Below are 317 nucleotides of genomic sequence, written 5' to 3'. Positions count from 1 at the left end.
AGGGCGATCTGTTGGGCGCCCTCCTGGAGATGCTCGTACAGTTCGGCGATGCGGTCGCCGATCGACTCTTTGGCGTCTTCGAGTGCAGAGGCGCGTTCTTGGTCACCGGCGGCACGCGCGTCCAGGATCGCCTCCTCCTGGTGGGCCAGCGCATCCTGGTGGGTGCCGATGTTGTCGATGGCCCCCTTGAGTTCGTCTTCGATAAAGTCGATGCGGTTTTGGTTTTGTGATTGCTGGAACGAGCCGCCGACGCCCCCCTCGACTTCGGCTTTGAACAGCTCCAGGGCCTGGGGCACTTGCTCGGCGGGCATTCGCTG

General features: G+C 63.4%; 1 pseudogene. It reads right to left on the bottom strand.

The annotated features are described in order from the left end of the window. Positions 1–317, bottom strand: a pseudogene (locus HALKA_RS21685) (DUF4157 domain-containing protein); the annotation flags it as partial.

This window comes from Halomicrobium katesii DSM 19301 (assembly GCF_000379085.1).
Taxonomy (GTDB): domain Archaea; phylum Halobacteriota; class Halobacteria; order Halobacteriales; family Haloarculaceae; genus Halomicrobium; species Halomicrobium katesii.
This window is presented reverse-complemented; position numbering and strand designations above follow the sequence as displayed.